We start from the raw sequence: 26,870 nt of genomic DNA on the forward strand, positions 1-26,870 counted from the left end.
TATCAATGGTATGAATCCGCAGAAGGTCAGAAACCGCTATGATGCCGTCATCGTCGGAGCCGGAGCCGCCGGGTTGTCGACGGCTCTGGGACTCTACAGAGCTTTAGAGGGCAAACAGAGCGAAAACAGCTCGTCACCAAAGGTCCTGGTCGTCTCCAAGCTGCAGCCCCTGCGATCCCACACCGGCTCAGCAGAGGGCGGCATTGCGGCCAGTCTGGGCAACCAGGAGAAGGACGACTGGCATTGGCACTACTACGACACCATCAAGGGCAGCGACTGGCTGGCTGACCAGGATGCCGTGCGGATTCTGGCCGAGCAGGCCCCGGGCATCGTCATCGAGCTGGAGCATGACGGGGTGGCCTTCTCAAGAACCGAAGACGGGCACATCGCCCAGCGGAAGTTCGGCGGCCATACCGCCGATTATGGCGGCCATCCAGTCCGAAGAGCAGCCTATGCAGCCGACCGTATCGGCCACCAGATCCTGCACGCCCTTTGGCAGCAGTGCCTGCGTCAAGGAGTCGAGTTCGCCGAGGAATGGTATGTGACCGATCTGGTCGTGGATCCGCCCGCTGATGAGGAATCCGGCGGCCAGGCCCGAGGACTGATCGTTTTGGACACTCACGTCGGCAAGCTGCAGGCCATCCAAGCCGACAATATCGTCCTGTGCACGGGCGGGGCCGGCCGCCTCTTCCATACGACCTCCAACTCCTGGGATCTGACCGGCGATGGCATGGCGCTCGCCCTGCAGGCCGGCCTGCAGCTGGAGGATGTGGAGTTTATCCAATTCCATCCCACGGGCCTGGGCCACACGGGCATCCTGCTTTCAGAAGCCTCCCGCGCAGAAGGCGGCGTGCTCAGGAACAGTCAGGGACGGGCCTTCATGCAGGACTACGCGCCGGGACACGGCGACCTGGCCGCCAGGGATGTGGTCAGCCGTTCCATCATGGCCGAGATTGATGCAGGCCGGGGAGTGGCCGATCCATCGGACCCTGACGGACCTCATGATTGCGTCTGGCTGGATATGACCGGCATTGACAGCCAGCGCATGACCACCCTGCTCCCCCAGGTCACCGAGACCATCCATCGCTACGCACATCTGGATCCTTCTGTGGACATGGTTCCGGTCAAACCCACCGCCCACTACACCATGGGAGGCATTCCCATTACCGATCGTGGTCGCGTCTACCGCTGGCAGAATGGCCACCGTCGAATCGTCAACGGACTGTTCGCCGCCGGGGAATGCTCCTGTGTCAGCGTTCACGGGGCCAACCGGCTGGGCGGCAATTCCCTGCTGGACGCCTGCCTCTTTGGCACCCGGACTGGGCAGACCATCGCCGCCGCCATGTCCAATGCCGACGAGCCAAACGACATGACCGACACGTCTCCGCTCGCACCAGCCCTGCAAAGGCGTCAGGCCTTCATGGACGTGTTGCTGGCTGGCGCAAGCAAGGCCGAGCCCACGGAACCAGCATTGGCCGACAACCAAAACGAAGAAGCCAACACCGGTGTCGATGCCGACCTGAACAACCCTTATGCGCTGATGAGTCGACTGGGACGGCTGATGGAGGAGGCCGTTGCCGTCCGATGCGATCAAAGCAGCATTGAAAAGGGTTTGCAAGGATTAAATCAACTGGATGCCGATGCCAGACAGCTGCATGCGCACAGTGACACAGCAGTGCTCAACCAGGAGGTGACCGCCATCATGGAGGTGGACAACCTGCTGACCCTGGCCCGGGCCGTCCTGAACGCCAGCCTGCAGCGTCGGGAGTCCCGCGGTGCCCTGTACCGGAGTGATTATCCGCAGCGCGATGACGAACACTACCTGGCTCACACCATGATCGATGCCGAGGAAAACGTCTCCTGGCAGCCCGTTCATATCGTCGACATGCCTCCCAAGGGTCGCAACTACTGATGGACCCTGATTATGGGGAATCTGGGCCCAATCTGTTCAGTCAGGCACCTGTTCAGCACCTTCCCAGGTCAGTCAGGGATTAGGATGGAATTCGCGCATATCAGTGGGCATCGGACCGTTTCACGAACAAGGACAGGAGCAACCGTGACATCACAGTCCACGGAATCAGAAGGATCCAAGGATTCCTCACCGGACCGCGATCCTCGTCCAGTGACCTTTAGAATAGCCCGGTTTACCCCACGACCTCAATCAGAGCGGTCGGCACGAACCAACCCATTCTCCAAAAGCAATCCTTTCGCCACGACAGGCAACCGACGGGCTCGAGGTCGCCGCTGGACGCAGGAGTACACAATCCGGATTGCTCCACAGTGCACTGTTCTGGATGCCCTTCTGCAGATCAAGCGGAGGGTGGATCCGACACTGAACTTCCGGTACTCCTGTGGACATGGCATGTGCGGATCGGATGCCGTGCTCATCAACGGCCGTCCGGATCTGCTCTGCACAGCCACCATCGCCGACTACCTGTCTGCGTCCAAATCCATACCAAACGCATTTGCCTCACCCGGTGTAGCTGCTGGAAATCCACAGGTCCAACAGCCTCCAGCTTTCCGTCGTACCGGTGCGGCGGCCACAGCAACGACCGTGCCCCAACCGACACCGCATTCGGATTCGGTCTCAGACTCTACGGCCACAGATCTTGCAGGAACCCCAGTGCCTGCAGACCCTACAGAAGCTAGACGCCTTACAGCAGACACCCCACATCCCCCAGAAACATCGGGTCATGCAGAATCTTTCATAATAGAGATTCGCCCGCTTCCCGGCTTCATCCCGCTCAGGGACCTGATAGTGGACACCAATGCCATGTTCGAGCAGATTCGGCGCTTCAAGCCTTATCTGCTCCATGATGACTCCTCTGCCGATAGCGGCCAAGCGAACCGGACGAAAGCAGCCAGCACAGAACCAGTGTCAGAATACAAGCAAACGCCGGAAGAGCTGGCCCGGTATGAACTGCTCAGCACCTGTATCGCCTGCGGGCTCTGCCAGGGCGCCTGTCCTATTTATGCGGGCGGTGAGGCCTTTGCCGGTCCGGCGGCCATGATCGCAGCGGCTCGATTCATCAACGATTCCCGCGACGGCCATCGTCAGGAACGTCTTGAGACCATTGACCAGGTGGACGGGATCCAGGCATGCCAGTCCATACGGGCCTGCACCCGACCCTGCCCCAGAGGCATCGACGTGGGTGAAGAGATGTGGAAGCTTGTCGAAGCCGTCAAGGAGTAGTCAGACTCCTGCGCACACACAGGGCACTAGGAGCTGACGACAGGCTTGTGCCCTCTGGTCGTTACCATGGTTAGCATGGACAAAACCTCGTACAACAACATCGCCAGAGGATGGGAATTCGCCGAGGCAAGCGCTCTGAACGTCGAATCCGACAAGTTGCAGGCCTTGCGAGACAAGGCTTCGGAGGCCGGATTCGCCCAGTGTTCCCGGTCTCAAGGCGCCTTTCTGCAGTTTTTGGCAGGCCGAAACGCTCCGGCATCCATCATCCTGGTCGGCAACGGCTCCGTGGTTGAAGCTCTGCGCCTGATGACGGGCCTACACGGCCATGGCCAGTTCACCGCCGTTGACTCCACAGCCCAAGGCACCTCTCTGGTCAAAAAAATATTCGCTGGTATGGAAAAAGCCCACCCAGGCATGAGGCTGCGGGCGGTCAATGCCGCTGCCAGAACCTACTTCCCCAGGCTCAACCCCAGCGACTACGACCTTATCGTCGTCTCGGGCAATGGGGAAAACTACCAACAGGTCATGGATCAGGCCCCGCGCCTGCTCAAGGACAGGGGACAGCTGATTTTCACCGATGCTTTCGATCTGCTGGAGGACCCGGATAAGGGCGGCGTGCTCAACCCGGCCAACAGAACCGCCAAAACGACCACCCTACGGACCATCATGGAGGCCATAAGCAAAGACAACGCCTGGGAATCCTGCCTGCTGCCCATCGGCACGGGCATGATCATGGCCACCCGCGCCCACTGAGTGCCGCGCACCTAGTATTCAGGCACGGTGACGCAGGATGGTTTCGACAGCCTCATCAGGATCATCAGTGCGGATGACCAGATCGGGGTCCAGATCAGAAATCATGCCCCGCTGCTTCACCGTGTCCGAGATCCAATCGAAGAGTCCCTGCCAGTAGGCCGTGTCAAAGAGAACAATGGGCATGCTGGGTGCCTTATGAGTTTGGACCAGGGTCAGCACCTCGAACATCTCATCCAGGGTGCCGAACCCGCCGGGGCAGACGATGATGCCCGAGGAGTATTTCATGAACATCATCTTGCGTACGAAGAAGTAGCGGAAGGTGATGCCCAAATTCACCCAGCGGTTGAGCCCCTGCTCCATGGGCAATTCGATGCCCAGACCGACCGACTTGCCGCCGACCTCAGCAGCGCCCTTGTTGGCCGCCTCCATGATGCCGGGGCCTCCCCCGGTGATGACCGCCATGCCGGCCTTGGCCAGGTCGCCGCCCATCTTGCGTGCAGCAGCATAGTTAGGATCCTCTCTGACGGTCCGAGCTGAACCAAAGATGGCGGCTGCCGGCCCCAGCTCCGCCAGTGCGCCGAACCCGTCGACGAACTCAGCCTGGATGCGCAGCACCCGCCAGGGGTCCATATGCAGCCAGTCCGTATCACCGCCCGATGAGAGCAAACCAGCGTTGGCGTCCGCCTCGGGAATCATGGGCCCGCGCATGATGACCGGACCGCTGTGGTAGGTCCTGCCCAGGTCCGGGCCTTCATCGTCATTGTGATTGTCAACCATATCCGCCATATGCGCATTCCTTCATCGGGCCCCAATCCAAGGACCCGCTCGATCCTGTTCCGGCTCTCATGATAGCTGCCCCCCGCCGCCCGGCTGAGGGCAGGACCAGATTCATATCTGAAGAAATCACCGCAGTCGCTGCGAGTAGCGTGGCCGAGCTGAATCAGATCAACGGAGTATGGTGCTGCAGTCACAGACATGGACAAATAACTAAGAAAGGCCTGGTTCGAACCTCAAACGTCATATAGCTGGTGGCATGGATAACCTACGATTTGCTCAAATATTTCAACTGCCCTACATGCTTAATCAATGATGCCTCGCGTTTCTAACTCAATCCACATCCCATTTGAAACTAACACTGCCCAAAATACAAGCACTGCAGTAACAGCAAGCACAATGGAGGTTGAAAGCATAGCACCCGTTCACCGCATAGGATTTTTTGATGCCCTAAAAATGGAGTCTCCAAAGAGAGTCAACGAAATCCACGTGACAACATTCGTCAACCAGTCCAGAAAGATGGCGAAAGGTATGGTCAGGCCGCTGAGAAACATTGCCAACAATTGCACGAGAGTTCCCAAGTTGGTTGCCAAATGGTAAGAGGAAAGACAACCGCCCATCAAATAACCCAGAGCTAGGAACACGACCAGACCAAATTGAATAAACAGAATCACTGTGGATACGTTTCCACAAAATATGTTGAGTGTTGCAAAGAAAGCTGTCAAAGATATCTTTCAAGTACTGCTGTTCGGCAAGATATTCTACCAAAAAGTCTGGTTTTATTGGCGGATACTCCCTTCACAGGGTCATCAAAATGTTTGATGACAATAACTCAAATAGGTAGCGTTCCGGTCATATCTGGCACAACCTAGTAGATTATTGACAGTAAATTAGCCGAATGGCTTTAAGTAGGTACAAAGATTTGTTTGTTAACTAGCTTTTTCCTGTAAAGCCTTGTATCTATGATTATTAAAAAAAGAATATTCAAAGCAACTAGAAAGCGCGTTATCTTACAGTTATTGAGTCACAAGTGCAGTTAATCCGGTATGATTATTTAGTAAAGTATTGAAATTCGTTCATAGGCCATGGAATTGATGAAGAGCACCCGATGGCTGTATGCATCACCTAATTTGCAACCTACCCATCTACAGCCGAGGTTGTAGTTCACAAACTCAAAAAAGCTCATCAAGTTGATTTGATTCAACTTTATATTTGACCTCACGTTATATCAGCATCAAGCCCCAGCCCGACCAGCCTCAGCCGCATATGCCGCACTCGACCTTTCGCACCACTCAATCCATTTCCCTCTTCTGTAAGTTGACAAGCGGACTAAGGACCAAGCGAGCTATAGTTTCACACTACTAAACCACATACCAGTCAAATCACTGCCGCAGCATGTTTTGAGTCCGAGCTATAGCAGTTGCACCCGTATCTGTTCCTTTCTGATACAGGTGCAAAGCCTATAGCAGAGTAGTCATCAGTGTTACTGAGATATGTCAGCTAGCTCGCCGAAAAACAAACTTAGTCTGCTTAGCTGTATCGACCTCCCACTCCAGTCCGAGAGCGGAACGTGCTTTTCCTATAGAATCGTACATAGCTGTAAGAGCTTCGGGGCACCAACGCCTCATAGATGCCTTGCCTTTAACGTACCCCTGATTGCCTCCAGAATGGTGGGGAATCAGGATAATCCGCCAGGTTTCATCGCCTACGAGTTCTCGTGCATGCCGTAAGACCCGATCGTAATCATGCCCTACAACCAGCCAAATTGGTCTGACAGCGCCCAAACTCTTGGCTTCTTTAGCCAAAATCTGAACCATGCCTTCCTCAAGTTGGTCACGCTCCGCTTGCGATATAGAACTGAGATTTGCATTCAGTTTCGGCCCACTTGAGCTCGGCATGCCTTTCCAAAAGTCAGTAACCCAGGCCCCTTCGATGGGAGTATTCCAAACAGCCTGAGCCAGACGGTAGACACCATTGGGATGATGTCCTGCAGCACCACTCTCATCAACCTTCCATTGTGCATCGAAACCGTGAAAGGCCCAGTCATGAAAATTATGCCACCTGTAGGGTTCGCCGCCGTAAGGTTTATCACCATTATCCCCGCCCGCCCAATTAAGTTCAACGATAATAAACTCGTTAGTAAGGTTTTCCTTAACGGCCTTATACTGCGCTTCTAATGAATCGGGCGGGTCGACCCCGAGCTGGTTGCCCAGATATGTGGCCCAGGTGCCACTTGCCGACAATGGGTAACCAGTCAGGTTATCAGCCAGGGTTCTGCGTGTCTTTTTCGACACTACGATCGAACCCCAAGACCGCAAATCATCTTCCGAGAGAATCGGTACATCATTCAGCTTCTTGAATGCCTCGAAACTCACTTTCGCCATACTGTGCTCCTTTTGCCAACCGAGTTTCTTTATCAATCATAAGACCACGTGATTGCTTAGGGATACTTCATCGTCTAGTAAATGGTACAACATACTCCCTAGCTAACACTTTTATCGACTGAAGTATGCCGATACCAGCATTTTACAAAACACAAACCAGTAGATATGGAAAAAGGAAGCAGCGTGTTGATGCACTGTATCCAAGAAACGAAAACTTCCCAAGTATCTCGACCCTAGAACAATTATTTTAAGTACGCCAGAAAGGAATCAAACTTGTGGCTTGTTGTTAAGCAAGGCTGCCATTCGTATATATGCCTATTGCTCTTAACCTTTGCTAATCTCCGAGCCTAACATTTTCTCATTACTAACTGATACGGGCTGAAGCGAGTAAATCAGTATATCAATATGCCCAAAATGTACTCGATTGGATTGCATCTTTTCTGTATGCGCCGCCTAAGACAGCTTATTGCTCATACAACAAAGCTACTACCAAGATCTCGGTGAGTTGGGCGGCAGAAATATAGGTAAACTTGATTTGGGTATCTACATGGTTTAAGTCACTCGGCACTGAAGAATGGAAGCAGCAAGTTTGTTTAGCTCAGGTTGCAATCCGACAGGATAAATTCGATTTGGTGCATGCACATAGATCCTAGGCACACCTACGCCAAGAAGTCGTAAGAAGCTGCTCACCAGGGTCTGGTCGAAGCACTATGTTAGGCGAAAGCATCAGGGAAGGCACCGTGAATAGCTTCATCATCATGCTCACCTATCGCAGGAACACTATCCCCACCGCTAACAATCTGCTCGCATCTTGGAACAAGCAGTTGTGCGCCATGCTCTACTGCCGCAACGGTCTGAGCCAGGAAAGCAAGACAAGACTGATCTGCTGGTGGTGTAGCCAAAACATCGGTACTCCCCAAAGCGGGACATAGCTCGCAAACCACATTGCAGCATTCAGGAATTCAAATGATTCGACGACCTCGTCTGGCGATACAGCCAGCACGACTTGCACTCGACTACCATCATGTCTGATCGCCTCGGCGCAGACATCGACTAGAACGAATTGCATGCACTTGTCAGATATCCCAATAGCATAGACTGGCCTACGAGCAGTTTGACATGTACTACGACAAGTACATGATTAAGCTATACATAAAATCCGAAACAACACATTCTGTTCCTATTAGCTATTTGGTTCCTATAACCTATAGGTCTTGGTTTGCTCCATGATCTCAAAACCAGAGGTCCCTAATTAAACGTTAGGAGCTCCTGTTGCTTTTCAGGTAGCTCAGATGATTGATCGACATTGTTGAAAACGCTACAACTTCACAGCTGCCACTAGTAATGGAGGTTCTTTGTATTCATGGTGATTGCGGTATACGAACTTGGTCAGGAGTGCTTGAGGATATGTATTTACTGGTTGCCGCTGGACTCCCGCATGCCATTGCTGATCATGCTGACATTCCCGGCGATTTGTTTTCTGCCAGGGATTATCCAGGCTGCACGCCCCAGCTTCTGCCCGTTGATGTTTCTTCGGCTCATGACCGTTCCCAGCCCGAACTCCGCGATTCTTGATCCTATCGTCGGGTGATCATCGGTCATAGGAACCACCAACATGAGCACTTTGTAGTAAGAGGCTTGGTTGACACTGTTCATGCCGCCATGCGTGATGTACAGGTCAGCCTTCTCAAGGACGGCCAGTTGGTCTACAGACTGGTGGATGAATATATTCTGAGGAACCCGGCTCATTTTTTCTGGTCGGAATTATGGCCTGTTGACAGCACTACCGTGATGTTTCTGTCCCCCGAACGCTGCACACCGCCTGGTAAAACGGCATGAAGGTATCGAACACCGTGCCCAAGGATGCGTAGATGACAGGCCGTCCCCCGCCACTATTGAGCTCACCGTCCAGGGGACGTCCTCGGCTTACGCTGCTCTGCCGTTTAGATAGGGGCGGATTAACTTGAATTGCTTGTCTGAAAATGCTTCATTGTCAAGCTGGAAAGACCGAAAGGTGTAACGTACGTAAAGTATCGGATTGTTATCGACCATCTCCGTGACGAAATCATCAAATTCGATGCGCCCATGCCCCCGCATCGAAAGCAACATCAGTCTCACAACGGCAGAAACTTCAGCAGACCGGTCACGTGCAGCCCGCCTGTATCAGACAATTTGGCAAGAATCGACCGATTGTAAGCAAATGTAGAAGACAGACGGATAGAGGGCACAGCAATCTAATCAGCAAGACACTTGCCCAAGAGCAAGAGGCCTTCATACATGAGGGCATCATACTTTCTCTCGGCAGCCAAACGACGGGCTGTCTCTATCACATAAACCCCACCACGAAGACTCTGCACCTTTTCGAACACTCAGGATAATCATCATAGGGTGCAAACAACGCATCCGAATCTTCTACTAACATCTCCATCGTGGATTGCAGACATAAGTGGCCGAATAACCGGCTTCCGACATAACACGCACAGTGCCCAAGGTCGGATTTATATGACCCTGATATGGCATGTTCCACATGAGAAGGGCACACCTCCTAGGAGATGAAGCCATATCATAACGTCCCAAAACAGTATTCTGGGAAACTTGGGTATCCTATGTGCGCTGTTCCTAATGGACCCAGGACTCTCAATGCTTGCTATCTAGACTGATACTGGTCATCCGGAATCTCTGGGATTTTTTAATACGCCGCCCTCTGTTTTGCTGCATCCTTCCCAGCCAACCAAAACACTGTCTCCCAGCACCTGGTTTCCTCTCCATGGCTTCAGCAAGCAATCTGCTCAAATAGCTGAATCTCAAATAGCGGAGTCCCTAAGCTGAAATAATGTGTTTCACAGGTTGATGGGCGTTGTATTTACCGCAACCGGACCCGTTATCCAACTTCTACAGATGCAAGAGGTCACGTCAGACTCTTTTCTCTATTGAGAAACATCAAGCCTTCTCACAAAGCACCTCAAACAAAACTATAAGTTGCTTGAATCTATCAGATTTTCCCCATACACAGTATGTCCAGCCACATACTGGACACAATCAACCCCCACCGTCAGCAGCCCAGACCTATATTAGCCCAATGCTAGCCGACGATACTATTCGCCGGGTGCCTATATGGCAAGCCAAACCGCGAACGCCAGGCATGCTACGCCCAATATGCACAGCGCAAACCAGCGCTTGTCATTCTTGCCCCGAACGACTCCCAGAATTAGAAGCACCAGCCCGAGCAAAGCCTCGAATACCATAATCCAGAAACCCATGCTCTAGTCTTTTCGTTGAAGTTTGATGATTCGATCATGTTGGTCAGCCAGTGAGGCATCATGGGTAACGGTGACGATTGTGGATCCTGAATCGTGGTTCAGGGCAAAGAGCAGGGCGATGATCCTCGACCGGTTCTCTGAATCGAGTGAGGCAGTGGGCTCATCCGCAAGAACAACCTCGGGGTTCATAATGACGGCCCGTGCGAAGACTGCTCTTGATTTTTCCCCTCCGGAGCATTCAAGCGGTTTTTTGCTCAGTATCGACCCGATGCCTAAAGAGTCCACCACCTGGTCGAATCTTCGAGAATCCCCCTTGCGCGGTGTCCGCGCGTAAAGCAGGGGCAACCTGATGTTGTCCTCTATGCTCAAGGAACTGATGAGTGCTGATTCCTGCAGGACGAATCCGATTTTCTGGTTCCTCAATGCAGCCGATTCGAGGTCCGACAGCGTGCGCGCGGATCTGCCCAGCAGCCTGTAAGAGCCTTCATAGCGTGTATCGAGCAGACCGAGGATGTTCAGCAATGTGCTCTTACCAACGCCAGACTCTCCAACGATTGCGACCTTCTCGCCCTCGGCGACCGTCAGCGAGAAATGTTCAAGAAGAGTGACTGAAGATGAGCCCTTCCTGTATGTTTTATGATCCAGGTTGAGATCGATGACCTTGTCCATTATTGCAGCACCCCCAATGAGATAGGAACACGCCTGAGCCTCCAGGTGATCAATTGAGCGAGCATGGCAACCAGAAGAAAATCGAACAGCGACGCGACAAGTAAGGCCAGCCAGTCCATCCTGATCATTCCCCACAAGCCATAGGTCATTAAGAATGCATCCTTCTTTCGCCAGTAGCTATGTCGCGAATAAGCTGCCATGGCGAAAACGGCAAGCAATGCAATTAAGGAAGAACCCGCATAATATGCGTAGAAAAGCCGACGAAGTCTGCCATAGCTCAGCCCCACCATGAGGTTGATCGTGAAATCACGCATCATTACCCGCACACTGATCAGTGCACTCCAGACAGACAGCAAAACGATGAGAATAAGCAGTACACCGGAAGCCACGGTCAGAAAACGCAAAGAAGAGAACAAATATTCGTTGTAATAGTCAATGTTATCCTGATAACTGTAAAGGTTGAACTTGGCCCCAATCGTCTTGTCGATGTAATCGCCCAATTCGGACACGTCCGCACGATCGGTATCAGATAGAACGAGATCGTTGAGCGCGTTGATATTAAAACTGACATCAGCCTGTTTGATGAAAGCCGTGGTGACGGGCACAACTACTGAAAAATTGTAGTACTTCTTTGAATTAAGCGCGTAGAAGTTTGAACGCACCGAGTTCTCGGCGATGACACCGGCGACCTTCACCCTTACTTCTCGCAGCAGGGCAGGGTCATACATCTTGAATTGCGTGCCAAGCGGATAGTCGTCGGCCAGTCCCTCGCCCACCAACACGGGAATGGCATCGTTCCGCACCAGGCTGTAATCAAACTTCAACCCGCTTCCTTGAGCAATGGGAAACCCATCCAGGTCGTTATATCGCTGGTTCATATAACTCACCGGAACCTTAACCCCGCGGCCATTGGCCAGATTGGTCATCATTCCGTCTGTATAGAGCGCGTAGTGATATCGGTTGTCCAGACGATCGTAGACTTTCTGAATCGATGCTTTTGAGATGTCCTTGTTACCAAAATCAGAATCCGGATCCATGTTCGCTATGAATGTTCCCTCCTTGTTAAAATGCGCCATTTGCTGGTATCCCTCACGCGTGGACAAAACACTATGAGCTGTCAGGAATGCCATGTAGTTGGCCATCAAGAACAAGACCAGCGCACCTATGGCAAAGATTGGTTTCCTGAGAAATACACGAGTCAGAAAGAAGCGGAAAACATTCATCTTGCCCCCAAGAACACAGCGCTCAACAGGACGTATACGGCCAGGGCCAGGAGCACATAGAAGCTATCGACTATCTCGAAGCCCAACAGCAGATGGACCACAGTCGAAAGCAAGAAAGAGATGCCGAGCAATATCAGGCATTCGACAAGATACCGGAGTTTTACCTGCCTCAACGTATCTCCCACCAGTACCCGGCATCTGACCTCAGTTCTGGCTTTTGTCACCAATTGATAAAGAAACACCAGCACAAACGCAGAAAATCCCAGAACGAAAGCGCGCCGTTTTTCGATCATGAATTTGATGTAACTCATCAACACTTCCGAATCATCCGCCTGGTGTTTCAAATACACGAAAAATCCAGCCAGCAGAAAGCAGCCCAAATACAGAAAGATCAACTCAAGGCGATTGTTGAGCCTCAGTATGGATCTATCCATAAAGCGTCTCACCATGCCACCTTTCGCAGATGCCACAGGGCTAATTTCGACATGTCCGAGCTGCTTAATTGTCCAGCGAAACTTACCTTTGATGATGCTGATCAAATTTCATGGCTTGTTTCGAGCGACAGAAGAGGCTCAGTCAGATCCAATTCTCTCTGTAAAGCCACCTCCTTGTGAAGCATGTGAGCTTACATTAAAACTTATAAATTATAACTTTATACTATTCGTTGATAAAAGGCAGCAACATAAATGTAAAAGGTTCAAGCTTACTCGGAACAATCTTCGGAACAATCAATTTGGGAATGAAATCTCGCATTCAGCTACTCGTTCCTCAGTTTGTTCGGAAATATTCAGACTGCCTATGATGTAGTGCTGCCCTTCTCTGCCGTTTGGCGATACCAAGAGTCGGTCCAAGCCCTCTCTACAAGGACCAGTCTGCGCTCTCTGCCTGCAAACGAACCATCCGCGCAAATTCACCATCTGCGGCCATAAGCTTCTGCGGAGAACCCTGCTCGACCACACGCCCGTGGTCAAGAACGACAATCTTGTCGGCCTGCTCGACAGTGCGCATCCGGTGGGCGATGACCATGACGGTCTTCCCCACCAGCAGTTGTGACAGGGCTCCCTGGACCTGCGTCTCGTTCTCCACATCCAGGGAGGCGGTGGCCTCGTCAAGCAAGACAATCGGGGCATCCTTGAGAATGGCTCTGGCAATGGAAATCCGCTGCCGTTCACCTCCGGAAAGTCTGGAGCCGTTTTCACCAATCATCGTCTGGTACCCCTGTGGCAGGCGCGATACAAACTGGTCACAGTTGGCGGCCCTGGCCGCAGCCAACACCTCCTCGTCACTGGCACCGCACCGCCCCATCCGAATATTGCCCATGACCGTGTCGTCAAAGAGCATCACGTCCTGGAAGACCACGGCATAGTCCCGCAAGAGAACCTCCGGATCCACCTTGCTTACATCCACCCCTCCTACGGTGATGGAACCTGAAGCGGCATCCCAGAAACGGGCCGCCAACCGAGCGCAGGTCGATTTACCGGACCCCGAGGGGCCAACCAGGGCCGTAATCTCCCCCTCCTTGGCAGTGAAAGCGACATCTTCAAGAACCGGCTCACCCGCCGCCTTACCAGCAAGGCCGGGATAGGAGAAGGCAACGTGGTCGAAGACGATATCGTGCCCATCGGGATGGAATTCCGTACTCCCCTCGGCTACAGGTTCCTCTTTGATGGAGCGAATCCGCCGGGCCGAGCCCTGGGATTGGAAGAGTTCCGAAACCAGCATCAGCGCCTGATCAAAGGGCGAGTAGATCCGAGAGACCATCAGGAGGAAGAGGAACATGACCATGAAGTCGATCCTGCCCTGGATGATCAATCCGGCAGCCACCAGGAAGGTCGTTGCCACACCCAACCTCAAAACCACCATGGCGGAGTTCAATATAAGGCCATTGGTCATCTCGGTTCGGACCGTAGTGGCTTCAGTGTCATCGATGGTCGAGGAAAGCCTTTCCAGATACCTCTCTTCCTGGTTGGTGGCGTGAATCTCCCGAACGCAGTCAAGCGCCTCCTGAATGCCGTCACTGACCCTAATCTGGGCCTGCCTCGTACTCCGTGACGAAGCTTCAACGAATCGTCGAGTGGCAAAGATGATAGTGAAAGCCACCGGCACGCTCCAGAATGCAGCCAAATCAAGTGCCCAATTGATGGGCAGAAGCGACAGGAATATCAGGACGGATGAAACGACTGCGCCATAGAGCTGGCTCAGCGCATGGGCGTAGGCATGTTCCATGGTGGCCACGTCACCCAGAATTGTATCGGTCAGATCAGCCAGGTCACGCCGCCCGAAAAATGAGAGCGGCAGTTTGCGCAGTCTCTCGGCCAGGTCGATCCGCTGGGTTCCGGTCTGGCTGAAGACCGCACCGTAGGAATAACTGTATTGAAACCAGGAGGAGCCGAAGAGAATAAGCGCAAAGACCAGGAGACCAACCAGATAGGGCAGGACCTTCGGTAAAGACGCCCCTGCCGTCAGGTGCTCAACAAAAGCGTTCATGACCAGCAGGAGGGAGGTTGTTCCCGCCATGATGATCAGATTGGTCAGTGTGGTCCACAGCGTTCCCAAAACCACGATCTTCATGCCTCGGTCGGACAGGGCATACTTCTTCTTGAATGAGGCGAACACTTATGCCTCACCTCCTTTCCTCTGGATGTCGGAATCACCGGTAGACGAGTCCGTAGCGAATGGCCCGACACCGGGAACGACGTGCTTCTCACCCGCAATGGGGCCTGCGGGATTTTGACCCGCTCCGGCGGCAGCCTTCGGAGAATTGTCGACCTTCCAGGAGACCGCCCGTTCGTAATCAGACCAGATACGGGCATAGGTACCCTGCGCATCAAGAAGCTGGCGGTGAGTGCCCTGCTCAACCAGGCGGCCCCCATCCAGCACCAGGATTCGATCGACATGAGCCACAGTCGATAGACGGTGGGCAATCATGAGAACGGTTCGCCGTCGGCCCCCTTCGGCCCGTGTCAATTTGGTCAGCGCCTTCTGTATCAAGAATTCATTCTCGGGATCGGCAAAAGCAGTCGCCTCATCCAGGACCACAATGGGAGACTCCTTGAGGATTGCCCTGGCCAGGGCCACACGCTGGACCTCTCCCCCGGAAAGGTAGGTTCCACCTGAGCCGAGCATGGTATCCAGCCCCTCGGGAAGCTTGTCAACGATGTCCATGCACTGAGCCGCTCTCAATGCCTCCATAACCTGCTCAGGAGCGGCGTCCGGTCTGGCTGCGCGAACGTTCTCCAGCAGGGTGGTCGAAAAGAGCCTGTTGGTCTGGAAGACAAAGGCGACCTGCCCCATCAGATCATGTGGATCGATGGATCTGACATCAATGCCACCCACAGCGACCCTGCCCGAATCCACATCCCAAAAACGTGGCAACAGACTGGCACAGGTCGATTTGCCGCCTCCCGAGGGACCGACCAGAGCGACCATTCCACCCTCCGGCACCTTGAAGTCAATCCGATCCAATGCCGGGAGATCAGCACCTGGATAGGTATATGACGCCTGTTCCAGGGAAGCATCTGCCGACTTCGGGCGTTCCGGTTCGTCAGCTACCGTCAGGGGATCAATACTGAGCACGCCGGTAATTCTGTTTAAGGCATCGTCGGCCTTGCTGAAGGACTCACTGGAGAACTGCAGACGGGTCATGGCCGTGGGGACCATGCCCGAGAAGACGGCGTAGAAGGCGAAATCGGCCACAAAAGAGGTGAAGTCACTCTGCCCCGAAGCCAGCAGGATGGCCACAGGAATCAGGAAGATCACGGTCCCGTTCAGGGCCGTCATCTGAATGGTCTGGGGCAGGTGGCAGATTTGCATGGCATAGTTCCTGGCTATTCGGCTGTAATGCTCGATGGCCTCATGGAAGGCCTTGAAGGAGTACACCGTCTGCTGGAAGACCTTGACCACCGGAATGCCACGGACATATTCGGTTCCCGTCTTGGACATTCGCACCAAGGCATCCTGGTATTCCTTCATAAAGGACTGTCCCTGATCGTTCATCATGACACGGATACAGACCAGGGCAATCAGGATGGGGAAGAGACAGGCCAGGCCCATACGCCAGTCGAAAATCAGCATCAGTATCGGCATACCCAGAATCATGGCGAAGGAGCCAGCCGCGTCGGGGAGGATATGAGCGAGCAGATTCTCGGTATCGCCCGCCGAGCCATCAATGGTGCGACGCAGCTCGCCGGAGGCATGGAGGTCGAAATACCCCAAGGGAAGGCTCAGCAGGTGGCCTATGGCCGCTTTGCGCATGCTGGATGCGCTCCGGAAAGCCGCCAGATGCGTCATCAGCAGCCCTCCACAGTACAGAACGACGGAAGTCGCCGCAAACCCGAATCCCAGCCATCCATAAATGGCGATTTCCGTAGCCTGAGACCACCCCGGAGCAACGGCGAGGAGGTCTTTTACCGCCAGCCATATGCAGATGTAGGGTCCAAGGCCAGCAATCGTGGAGAGGGCGGACAGACCACAGCCGAGATAGGAGAACACCTTACGAGGGCCGGCGAAATCAAGCAGCCGCCTGAGGGAACTACGCCCATGCGACCTCTCACGATTAGGCGCACCTCCCCCGCCCTGTGCTTTACCTTCTGCAGGATCCGGTTTGCTTCTCGAATCCGCCTGATCTGTGGTCATCTCTTTCCTCCAGGTTCATCCAAAACTCTTGTCGTTCGCTGCCATCGAACGTAATCTGAGAAGTCAATGCCCGGAAGACCGTCACAGAGCGCCGAATGAATCCGTAAAAGGTGCGAACGAAAACGAAAGTCCGCCGAGATTGCTGTGAAAGCCGGCAGGATGAAAGCAGGTGAGCCATGACAGACCACACGATACGTTCCGAGTCCCGCGAGATACAGACCCTGTATCGCCCCCAGGCGGAGCAACTCGGCATGGAACTCCATCACCGATCGGAAGGATTGGAAGGGCAGGTCGATGGCGATATCTGCCAGGGAAGATTCCAAGCCAATCCGGCAGGTCCTCATTGCCTGGTCATATGGCACGACATCACCTTCCTGCGCGAAATGAACTTTAACGAGTACGCCATGACCGACTATGCCTGCCTGACCCTGGATGAAAGCCCGGCAGCCAACCCCGCTCCTTATGGGTTGCAGCCATGTACAAAGCAGGAGGGCAATATGGTCTCCCTAATCCAGCAGGCGGGATCGGTCACCAACCGCATACCGGCAGGCTCTCGCTCGCGGACCCGGAGCATCTGCATCCTGCCCGGCTATTTCATGGAGCTGGAAAACCAATGGCCTAGCCAGGTCGGGGGACTCTTTGACGCCTTCTGCCAACCCTGGCCATCCGATATTGCACAGGCCGCTTTAACCGCCCTGTCAACGTTTGCCCCCGGAAGGCCGGGCCAGACGGAGTTCCTCATAAAAGCACACATCGACCTCCTCATGGCCATGCTGGCCCAGGCTTTCTCCGCCCTTGTACAGAGCCACGAACCGTCACACGACCGCGACCTGGTCCAGCAGGTCAAAGCCCACATCCGATCCCACTTGGGCGGCGACCTCTCCATTGATCGGATAGCCCAATCCCTGTATGTGGGACGCACACGTCTATGCCTGGCATTCAAGCGTGAGACCGGCACAAGTCTGGCCAGGTACATCAGAGAGCAAAGAATGGACCAGGCCCGCCTCCTTCTCTCATTCACTGGGGAGGACATTGCCTGGATTGGCAGGCAGGTCGGATATATGCGCCCCAGCTCATTCAGCGCGGCTTTCACCAGGGAAACCGGGATCCCTCCAATCGCTTGGCGCGTGCAGTGCAACCATGTCGATTAGACTGGCATCAATCGAGACGTCCGCAGTTGTGAAAGCCAAGCAGCTGGAACAGCTTCCCCAATCGATTCATGCAGCGTATAGCGGCAGACGGACGATATCAGAAACCTACTCATCCCCCTGTCACCATCACAACGATTATCAGCCAATCGGCTGATATCTGACATGCACTGAACCACCCGTTCTGTGCCCATGCAACGCTGCAGGAGAAGATATGTGAAACTAAGAAGCACATGCATCAGAACTACTGTCTTATTCCCCTATCAGCCATTCGCAAGTACTACAAAGCCAAACCCATTTCATCATTGGTATTCCATGGTACGCTGAAACAAATTATCAGGGGGGCGCCGGCATGTTGCAGTGCCACGCATGATGTGGATATGCAATGATCCGACAGTCATACGGGAGCACTGATGCACCAGAACCACACTCGTAACCACGCCGATTCACGAGCCTTCGGAGATAAAAAGTTGATCCTTGTCATGCTCGAAAGGGCGCTCTCGTTCCCGATCACGCTCATCTTGCCATTCTCTCCTAGCTCCAGGCGCACTCATACAGAACCTCAAGCGCGTGGACTACTGAACCATGGCCTTACTACTTACGGCCATGGCCGTTGTAGGCGACCTCATCGTTGAAAATGGCCCAGTAGCCCAGACCTGGGAACACCGGCACGTATAAAAAGGCCTAACTTGGATGCCGAAACATGTCCATCATCGCTCGGATTATACACACCAAGGCCAAGGCAGGCATGAAGTATCCGCAATAAAAAAAAATAAGTGTTGAACGAAAGACTAAGCCGACGGTAGACCAGCTAGTGGCGCCATGCACTGGCGGTTTAAGTCAATGTACGACTGCTCAAGAGCAAGCTCATGATTCCCTTTCCGCGGCACATTCTCTACAGCAAAATCATAGGGGTTTATATTACCATCTCTGACATAACCAAGACCCTACTTTACTGAATGAAACCTTTAGAAAAATAAATCCAGCGAAATATCAGAGCACAACCGACAGTCACGGGACAATGACTTACTAGAAAAGAAATACGAATGTGATTTCTTACAAACGTCACCAGTCCCCAACAGACAAGATGGAAGTTTGTCTAACGCGGATCGGGTTCGTTGCGTCGATCCTCTTGGGCAAGATACTGAAGTTGGCCAATTGCCATCAGTTCGGACAGCCACGTCCTGTTGTTCGCCTGTCGTCGAACCTAGTGCACGTATGACTGGCTGTTCAAAGAATCACCATCATTCTCCTTACCTGCTCTCCTGTAGGTAAGAACAAAATAACTTTGTCGTCAGCCTCAGGAATCTTTTGGACCCAAACGACGGACCCGTTCGATTCCCTTCAGGCTCTCATAATAGCGACCTACGACATCCAACCACCTGCAAGACCAAGATGTAAAGCAGTGCACAGCATACATCAATATGAAATAAATCATAACGTAGCTGAACTACGGAATAGCGATCAAAGGCATGGTATGCCCGGTCATTATGCTGACCGCCTCTCCTGCCCTATCAAAGTATCTCAAACTCTGCATCAATGTGTGATTATTGATTTTCTACGCTTTTGACTGTCTCTACTTGCTTATAAATGAAACAGAATTCGGAAAAGTCCCAGCATACAATCTGTTCCAATGACAAGAAGATCTCTGATATAACACCCTCCCTAACCCGCAACAAAGACTCGCAATAGATGGTGCATGTTGCCGAGTGATGCGGTAATGTACTAACCAGTCCAAGCTAAGAAGCTGATAGATCAGCATTGAGTCGAAATGTGCTCAGACAGCAACTAAATCTGCCATAGCACTTTCTGACAGCTCTGATGAACTTCACCTGATCAGGGCTGTGCATCTCCGAGGCCGACACAGACACAGGGTTGAAGTCCTCGTTCACTGCGATGAAGACAAAACGCCTTCCTTCGCGCTGTTTGATTATCGCCGAAAACTATCCATAAGCAAGGTCACGTAAAGGTCATTGTATTGGTGCCGGCAGTCATCATATTGACTAAGGCAATCTATCCGATCGCCAACAGGAGTCCATCATTTGAAAGAGAAGCTCCGGATGGATACAGTCAGGATAAGTCCATCTCATGCTTTCCGGCAAAAGACCCAAAGCGGAGGCATACTCGTATATCAAGGTTCACCACGGGTTATTTTCAAATGATTTAACGACTTCAGACAAATAAATAAATTAAATGCACAATTATATATGCCCCAGGTCAATTGTCACATTATTTCTCAAGGCTCTATCGATACGAATGACTTCGCCAAAGACACCATCCGTCTCTACCGGACTATAACAACCCCAACTTCTACCCAACCACTTGTACAACATAACTAAGTTCCAAACCACCAACTAACACGGAATTAAGAGGAACTGGCTGTGCGATCTACTCCGGTGTGATTAAGACAACCAACAAATCGAGTACTGACTTTGTTTAAAATGAACTTATACCCATTCGACTGCATAACACCAATCGGCATAGAACAACCAATTTAATGGTCCACTGAACAGAAAGGCACCGATGAAAAGCAAGAACAAAAAACAGCAGACAAGTATCGATAACTTGATGTACGCTAAGCAAACCGTACTCCGCTCATCTCTAAATCTTATTTTGAATCACCCAGTAACCAAAGGTGACAACTGCGAGGGTGCATGGATTGATTTTTTCCGTAGTTTTTTGCCTAACAAATACGCCATTGATAAAGGATTTGTATTTGACTCAAAAGGGAATATTAGCGAGCAAATAGATATTATTATTTATGATTCCTTATATACTCCCTTGATATTCGGTACAACATCTGGAGAAAAGTACGTTACTGCAGAAAGCGTATATGCCGTTTTTGATTCAAAATCAAAAATTACAAAAGCCACATTAGAATATACAGATAAAAAAATCGCTTCCGTGCAGCGACTGCAAAGGACATCTCGGGGTGTCATTGTTGCTGGAGAAAAAAAGGAACCTAGAGGCCTAACACCCATTTTGGGCGGGATCTTAGCTGCGGATGCAATTTCAAGTAGCAAAGTGAGAAAATATTGTGATACACTCAAATATATTAATCTTGGCTGCGCAGCGAACAAGTATTCGTTCTACTGTGTCGACCAGCAGCCATCATCCAGTTCATTTAAGTGTACAAAAAATGCAGACGAAGCTCTTTTAGCATTCTTTTTCATCATATTAGATGAATTGTATAAAATTGGAACGATTGGAGGCGTGGACATTAGGCAGTACGCCAATGCGACACTCAAAACCTTAAAATTCAACAAAAAAGAAGAATAGCAAAGTGACTCTAGACAAATACTTTAAACAATTCCTACATGATATTGAACCATCAAAATCTACGGTCGACGAGATTGCAAGGCTCCATAGTGCCATGCGCGACTTTTTAAAAAGCAACAAAACTTACAAAGATGTCTACACCTATTCGTTTCTTTCGGGATCCTATGCGAAGCATACAAGTATACGTCCGACTTCTGAAGATCATAAACGTGATGTAGACATCGACATTGTCACAAACCATAGCAGCTCGGAAACACCCATCACTCTGTTCGATGAATTAAAAAATGCCCTTAGCAGCTCGGGAAAATATGACAATATCAGAATTCAGACACACTCGATTCGAGTCATAATGTCAAAATTCAGCATAGATATCGTCCCTCTTGTTAAAAATTCATCAGGTAAATTTCTTATAGGTTCAACAAATGATTCTTATTGGCAATACACTGATCCAATTGGGCATAAGGAATGGTGTAGTAAATTTAATGCAGAACACAATAATAAATTTGTACCTCTCGTAAAGCTCATTAAATGGTGGAGACAAGAAAACTGTCCAGACCAAAGAAGGTACCCCAAAGGAATAACTCTTGAAAAGATTATAGCAGACAATATTGGGGACACCTCTTTGCCTTATGAAAGCCTCCTCATCGAGACTTTCACCAATATCCTGGATTCATATCAAGACAAGATTACTAATGGCTTAATCCCTGCAGTGCAAGACCCATCGGTGCCCGACAATAATCTACTTGAAGGTTACGAACTTAGCGACTTAAAAGGTTTTGTAGACTGCCTATATCTAGACATACAAAAATTGAACACGTGCGGCCTCACAAATAAAACATGGAAAGCTATAATGGGCGATGCTTTCCCAAGTGAAAACCCCACAGACTCAAGTGCCAGAAAAGCAAAAAATGAAAGCCACCGTGCATATCTCACCGTTCCACAGCGCAAAAAACCAAAATGGCCTATGCCACCAAAACCTTCAATCAGAATAATCGCAGAGGTAACTTATCCTGAGGGCGTTCACGAACGATATCAAAACGACGGAAAACTGCTTCCCAAAGGGACCTCTATCGATTACCGCGCCGCATACGCACCCCACGCTAAACAATCAATTAAATGGCAAATAGTTAATACAGGAGATGAAGCTAGGGCAGCTAAATGTTTAAGGGGCGAATTTGAAGAGTCGAACAATATGGGAAAGGGCAATAATACACGCTATGAAACAACCGCATACACGGGCAAACATTATGTTCAATGTTTCATAATAAAAAATGCGCAATGCACTGCATATAGCGAACCTTTCTTCATCAACGTAGAATAACAAACCAACTAAATGAAACAACAATTTTCAGAGGGAACCAAGAATGAAAACAACTGCATCGAGAGATTTAGCCACAAAATAAATGAAGGACTGTTGCCTTTCAATTACGATTGACAAGGTGGGTAGGGTGGAAAAGTAGATGCCACGCTATCAACCTCGTCAGATAATCTCGAATATGGATACAGATCAATCTGTTGATGCGCCGGAGGTAACTCAACTCGCATCCAATATCGTCCTGAAACCTTATCTTGTCTGATATGAGCCTGAGTCACAACTCCTTTTTCAGGGACATGCAAATAATGGCGCGACGCTTGAAGTGGAGTTAAGTATCCAGCTGATTCTCCATCAAGCCAAACTTCGATAGTCGGACATCCGACATACTTACCCTTGTCTACGTAACTCCTGGTGACCACAACCCACATCCAAGCGTCCTGTCCAAAACTCGCAAAAAGCTCTTGGTGATCACCTCGCCTGCTGACATCCACCCCCTCGCACTCTTCGATCCTGGCTATAAGCTTACCCTCCGGCCTCACATTACATGGAAAACAGTCATGGCTTTCCATATATTGTTTTCTTGCTCTCTTACGAGAGAGATCTTGCCTTACCCCATATATTTGACCGTCTGATTGCTGGGCAGGCAATCCAGCAGATTTACTGCTTGCATAAACTCTCATCCATTCTAAGCATTGATATGTTTGCAGGGCATCAGACAAAGCGCGATGCTCTTCTACGTCTGCTATTCCAAATCTTCGAATCAAATCTTCTAAGCGATGATATCGCTCAGCGGGGAACAATGATCGACTAATCTGCATAGTATCAAAATAGGTTGCTACATAATAGTGCACTCCGACACGTTTAGCTTCGGCAGACAGGAAACTGATATCAAACTTTATATTGTGTCCAACAACCGGATCGTTGCCTAACCACCTAAAAAAATTGGGCAGAACTCTCGAAATATCATACTGAGACGCGAGCATTTCATCAGTAATTCCCGTTAAAGCAATAATGTACGGCGCAAGTGCTCTTGCAGGATTAACCAGGACAGAAAAACGATCTACGACTTGTCTGCTTCTTACCCTTACTGCACCAATTTCAATTATCCTATCAGTAGCTGAGTCAAGACCTGTAGTTTCTGTATCTATAACCACGTAGTCATCTGGCAGCATGGTTTTCTGATAAGTCGGAGTTGACCGGTTAGCTCTCTCCTCAACTCTGCCACCATTGGCATGGTTTTTGCTTGTTTGACTAGAGCCGAGACAAGCTAAAATCAAGAAGACCACAATTAGCACTAATGAAACCGCGGGATATGCCAAAAATAGAAAGATGACAATGATCCCAGCGATAACTCTCCAAAACATGCCCCTGCCATTCTTCATATATCATAGGCTACTCAGAAGTGCTAACTTAGCTGGATGGATCCCTTCCCCTACTTTCTGTGTTAAGCGTTTCCATCATCTCAGAGAATTGTATCGATAAGATACTACCTTTTCCCACTATTAGAACACCTGTTGGAATAGTCAAGATACGTGGAGAAGCTAACTGTATCAATTCGGGAAGAGGGATGCCGTAATTGCTGGTTACCTTTTGAGAGGTTGCTGGCGTTTACCGCGAGTAGCTCTCAGATATGTCCAGTTATGCGGGCGATTTTCTGTTTTGTGTAAACCACTGTACGCAAAAACTAATAAGCTTCCGCCTCTTCTAGCCATCAGGTGGCTCCTTTGTGCACACTGAATTCAACAGACTACCCGACCCGCGAAAGCTTGGCATGATCCACATCCTACGCAACGACATGTTGAAAGTTGGACAAGACTGCAATCAGGTAACTTTAAGGTTCTTATACAGATCGCACGCATCAGATTCTCTTCTTCAAGTTATAGAAAGCAAACGCATGGCATGAAAGATCTGCCTGCACCCTAAAAGCCAAACTGGCAATCACACCTGCTCATAATACCTACAAAATGAGGAGAGAAAAGCGAATGCCGCTCGACAAGAAACAAGAATCATCTCAAAACACTGAAAACATATCCAAAGAGTAAAAGAAACACATAAACAGCAATGCTAGAGAATGAAGTTCAAATGATCGAAGTTCAACCACTCCCGCGAAAACTTCATAGATATCATGCCCATCTCGATAGATGACCTGAGCAGTACGTCGCTGGTAGCGTATTGAGCGAAATACTGGAGTCAGACGAACTTCATTGGGCCATATTGGGCCATAGAAATCGGACACCCGCAAAGCTTGCCTGAAAAACAACATAAAGAGCATTACAAGCCAATCAGAGTCTGACGGGAATCCGATTATCGAATGTCCCCTAACAACGATGGTCCCATAAGTGCTTATTTAACTGATCTCTTAGCCTAGATCAGTAAGCGAACATTACAGCGCTTCATCATAAACAATACTAATAAATCATCCCCGCTTCGCGTTGCCCTTTTCACGACTACCCTCATCACGCAAATATCATCCTAAACTCGAGCTTTACCTGCTCGTCCACAGTTACTAAAAAGCCCCGCAACCATTGTGGCTGTAGGGCTTCCGTGTGGTGCGCCAGACAGGATTCGAACCTGCAACCTGCTGATCCGTAGTCAGCGGTATACTGAATAAGTACCAATGATGTGACTTCCGAGAATGGCGGAATACCAACGATTGTGGTACAACTAATAGGCTACTGACATGCTACTGATATGCAGTTCTATGTCACACAAATGTCACACAAAAATCTCTGGGGGTATGGATGCCGAAGCGGCAGAGAGCGAACGGGGCCGGCAGACCCTTCCGGTACGAAGCCAAGTGGAAGAGCCACGACAAGGACGGCAACCCCGTCATCAAGAGCAGGCAGCGGTGGAAGCAGCAGATCTACGTCGGCTACTATCCGGACGGCAGGCCGAGGAAGAGGACCTTCACCGGGGACAGCGCAGGGGCTGTCACCGCCAAAGTGAGGGCATGGCGCAAGGAGCTCCAGGAGAACGGCGGCATCGACGTGGACCGCAGGACGTCACTGGGCGACTATTCGGAGCTCTTCCTTTCGAAGAAGAAGCAGATCGTGGACCCCAAGAGCTACCGCATGTACACCAACATCGTCCACAACCACCTTACGGATTACCTGGACCGTCCCATCTCCGCTTTCACCCCATCCTCGATCAGCCACATCTTGGGCACCGCCAAGTCGTACGACAGGAAGGGCAAAGTCACTGGCAGTGCGGGCATCAGCCTGAAAAGGCAGATACGCTCTACGCTCCACTCGATTTTCGAGGATGCACGACGAGACAGGATGATCCCCACCAACCCGGCGCAGGGAGTGCCCATCCCCCAAAGCAAGGACGCCAATTACAGCGCCCTGGCGCAGGAGCGCACCGCGTTCAGCGTCCCCGAGATGGAGGCCATGCTCCGAGCCGCGGCAGGCATGGAGGACAAGGCCACAGGTGTACGCATGTGGTTCCGGCTCCTCACTGGCATGCGCCAGGGGGAGATCATCGGGGCTCGCATCCCCGACCTGCGGCTGCACACATCCGAGACCGTCACCTACGAAAGCCGCGAGGTCGAGAAGGAATGCGAGTACACCGACGCTGACGGGCAGATAAGGAAAGGCAAAGTGAAGACCACCGAGCAGGTACCCGTCAAAGCCAAGGCCTACGTAGGGGAATACTCCGTCAACTGGAAACTGGAAGAAGTGCAGAAGGACCATGGGTGCGGGAAGGAGACCCGTGGCGGATGGCCGTGCGGCAAGAAGAAAGCAGCCTACTGCCCGGATGCCGTCTGGCGCATCCCAGAAGGATTCGACATGATCCACCTCCAGGGCAGGTGGTGCCTCACCCATCCAAAGAGTCTGACAGGCCGCAGGGTCCCTATCATCCCCATCCTCGCCCAGGTACTCAAGCAACACCTTGATGCCACGAAGAGACAGCCCAACCCATTTGACCTGCTTTTCCACCACGCTGACGGGAGCATGATCCAGCCCAAAGAGGACATGGCCGATTTCAGACAACTTATGGAGATGGCCCACATACCCCATCCCGAGACCCATTCGGGGCACGAGACCAGGCACAGCGTGGTCACCCTACTCGCATCCATGGGAGTGGATGCCCAACTCATCAAGGAGATTGTCGGCCACTCCTCGGACGCGATGGTGGAGCACTACCGGCATGCGGATGATGCCGAGCGGCTGAAGGCGATGGAGACGCTGGATGAGAGCCTCGGCCTGGAGCAGATCGGATGGAGCGGAAAGTAGCT

At 51.4% G+C, this 26,870-nt stretch carries 16 protein-coding genes; 7 read left to right on the plus strand and 9 right to left on the minus strand.

The genetic code is table 11. From position 1 onward, the window contains the following. Window positions 1-10: 10 nt before the first annotated feature. The 3 genes from H3V04_RS03530 (at window position 11) to H3V04_RS03540 (ending at window position 3,946) form a co-directional block, all read left to right on the plus strand. Complete coding sequence (locus tag H3V04_RS03530) at window positions 11-1,912, plus strand: FAD-dependent oxidoreductase (protein ID WP_198177654.1); 1,902 nt, start codon at window positions 11-13, stop codon at window positions 1,910-1,912. Between the two features lie 84 nt (window positions 1,913-1,996). Then, entirely contained in the window at window positions 1,997-3,193 is a 1,197-nt protein-coding gene (locus H3V04_RS03535) for a 2Fe-2S iron-sulfur cluster-binding protein (RefSeq protein WP_198187203.1), read from the plus strand. A 75-nt stretch (window positions 3,194-3,268) separates the two neighbouring features. Then, window positions 3,269-3,946: an O-methyltransferase gene (locus H3V04_RS03540; protein WP_198187204.1), complete on the plus strand. Its 678-nt coding sequence runs from the start codon at window positions 3,269-3,271 to the stop codon at window positions 3,944-3,946. Between the two features lie 18 nt (window positions 3,947-3,964). On the opposite strand, the gene H3V04_RS03545 is transcribed toward H3V04_RS03540, so the two are convergent. The 8 genes from H3V04_RS03545 to H3V04_RS03580 form a co-directional block, all read right to left on the minus strand. Continuing rightward, a complete protein-coding gene (locus tag H3V04_RS03545) occupies window positions 3,965-4,732 on the minus strand; it encodes a TIGR00730 family Rossman fold protein (protein WP_198187205.1) in 768 nt (255 codons plus the stop codon). 1,484 nt (window positions 4,733-6,216) lie between these two features. Continuing rightward, window positions 6,217-7,104, minus strand: a complete 888-nt coding sequence (locus H3V04_RS03550; protein ID WP_198187206.1) for a hypothetical protein — start codon at window positions 7,102-7,104, stop codon at window positions 6,217-6,219. A 1,413-nt stretch (window positions 7,105-8,517) separates the two neighbouring features. Next, window positions 8,518-8,853, minus strand: coding sequence for a nucleotide disphospho-sugar-binding domain-containing protein (locus tag H3V04_RS03555; RefSeq protein WP_198187207.1), 336 nt, complete (start codon window positions 8,851-8,853; stop codon window positions 8,518-8,520). 1,514 nt (window positions 8,854-10,367) lie between these two features. Continuing rightward, on the minus strand, window positions 10,368-11,033 hold the full coding sequence (locus H3V04_RS03560; RefSeq protein WP_198187208.1) for an ABC transporter ATP-binding protein: 666 nt from the start codon (window positions 11,031-11,033) through the stop codon (window positions 10,368-10,370). Continuing rightward, window positions 11,033-12,175: an ABC transporter permease gene (locus H3V04_RS03565; RefSeq protein WP_198187209.1), complete on the minus strand. Its 1,143-nt coding sequence runs from the start codon at window positions 12,173-12,175 to the stop codon at window positions 11,033-11,035. The genes H3V04_RS03560 and H3V04_RS03565 overlap by 1 nt, the downstream gene beginning before the upstream one ends. 77 nt (window positions 12,176-12,252) lie before the next feature. After that, window positions 12,253-12,795, minus strand: coding sequence for a hypothetical protein (locus tag H3V04_RS03570; protein WP_198187210.1), 543 nt, complete (start codon window positions 12,793-12,795; stop codon window positions 12,253-12,255). 319 nt (window positions 12,796-13,114) lie between these two features. Further along, on the minus strand, window positions 13,115-14,872 hold the full coding sequence (locus H3V04_RS03575) for an ABC transporter ATP-binding protein (RefSeq protein WP_198187211.1): 1,758 nt from the start codon (window positions 14,870-14,872) through the stop codon (window positions 13,115-13,117). After that, window positions 14,873-16,891 (minus strand): ABC transporter ATP-binding protein, encoded by a 2,019-nt coding sequence (locus tag H3V04_RS03580; protein WP_198187212.1) that lies wholly within the window; start codon window positions 16,889-16,891, stop codon window positions 14,873-14,875. A gap of 176 nt (window positions 16,892-17,067) precedes the next feature. Here H3V04_RS03580 and H3V04_RS03585 point away from each other — a divergent pair, with 176 nt between their 5' ends. The 3 genes from H3V04_RS03585 to H3V04_RS10530 all read left to right on the plus strand — a co-directional run bounded on the left by H3V04_RS03585 (window position 17,068) and on the right by H3V04_RS10530 (window position 22,639). After that, window positions 17,068-18,042, plus strand: coding sequence for a helix-turn-helix domain-containing protein (locus H3V04_RS03585; protein WP_198187213.1), 975 nt, complete (start codon window positions 17,068-17,070; stop codon window positions 18,040-18,042). A gap of 2,520 nt (window positions 18,043-20,562) precedes the next feature. Next, a complete protein-coding gene (locus H3V04_RS03590) occupies window positions 20,563-21,318 on the plus strand; it encodes a DUF6602 domain-containing protein (RefSeq protein ID WP_198187214.1) in 756 nt (251 codons plus the stop codon). 4 nt (window positions 21,319-21,322) lie between these two features. Continuing rightward, window positions 21,323-22,639 (plus strand): hypothetical protein, encoded by a 1,317-nt coding sequence (locus tag H3V04_RS10530; protein WP_198187215.1) that lies wholly within the window; start codon window positions 21,323-21,325, stop codon window positions 22,637-22,639. A gap of 104 nt (window positions 22,640-22,743) precedes the next feature. Here the strand turns inward: H3V04_RS10530 and H3V04_RS03600 are convergent, their stop codons facing one another. Continuing rightward, window positions 22,744-24,015, minus strand: a complete 1,272-nt coding sequence (locus tag H3V04_RS03600) for a PolC-type DNA polymerase III (protein ID WP_232342445.1) — start codon at window positions 24,013-24,015, stop codon at window positions 22,744-22,746. A gap of 1,359 nt (window positions 24,016-25,374) precedes the next feature. On the opposite strand from H3V04_RS03600, the gene H3V04_RS03605 reads away from it, so the two are divergent. Continuing rightward, on the plus strand, window positions 25,375-26,868 hold the full coding sequence (locus H3V04_RS03605) for a tyrosine-type recombinase/integrase (RefSeq protein ID WP_198187216.1): 1,494 nt from the start codon (window positions 25,375-25,377) through the stop codon (window positions 26,866-26,868). The last annotated feature ends 2 nt before the right edge of the window (window positions 26,869-26,870 follow it).

This window comes from Bifidobacterium sp. M0353 (assembly GCF_016100645.1).
Taxonomy (GTDB): Bacteria; Actinomycetota; Actinomycetes; order Actinomycetales; family Bifidobacteriaceae; genus Bombiscardovia; species Bombiscardovia choladohabitans.